Annotated in this window: 1 protein-coding gene; it reads left to right on the forward strand. The window is 65.9% G+C overall.

Features of this window, described 5'->3' with window-relative positions:
• On the forward strand, positions 1-498 hold a 498-nt coding region (locus tag ACFHPP_RS31360; protein WP_437167133.1), incomplete at both ends, for a DUF6538 domain-containing protein.

The raw sequence follows: 498 nt of genomic DNA on the forward strand, positions 1-498 counted from the left end.
CCTGCTCGTCAGGAACAAGCGACATTCCATCCGAATCCGTGTGCCGGTGGACCTCGTGGCGCGTCTTGGACGCGCCGAGCTGGTCCGTGCGTTGGGCACCTCACACGGTCGAACTGCCAGGTTCATTGTGTCAGGTGTGGCGCTACGTCTCGAACTGTTCTGGGCCATGATCCGAAAGCGGGCGCCGCTGACACCTGAAGAACTCCGCCGGATCGCCGATGACTGGTTGAGGGCCGCGATGGCCGAGCAGTGGAAGTTGCTCGAACGTGGCGACTTCGCCGACGCCATGGCACCTTCCGGCCTGGACGGCGATCGCCGCCGGGCGTTCAGCGCTGAGATGTATGGTCGGGACGCAAACCATGCAGCGGATCAGGTAGTAGAAGAGGCGCTTGCGGGGGACTTCCACCGCTTCGACACACAGGCGGGGCACGCGCTGGCCGCAGCCGGGCACGGCCAGCGGCAGGGCAGCAAGGAACGAGCGGTGCTCCGCCGCCTGAT

The sequence above is a fragment of the Falsiroseomonas sp. E2-1-a20 genome (assembly GCF_051433195.1).
Taxonomy (GTDB): Bacteria; Pseudomonadota; Alphaproteobacteria; order Acetobacterales; family Acetobacteraceae; genus Falsiroseomonas.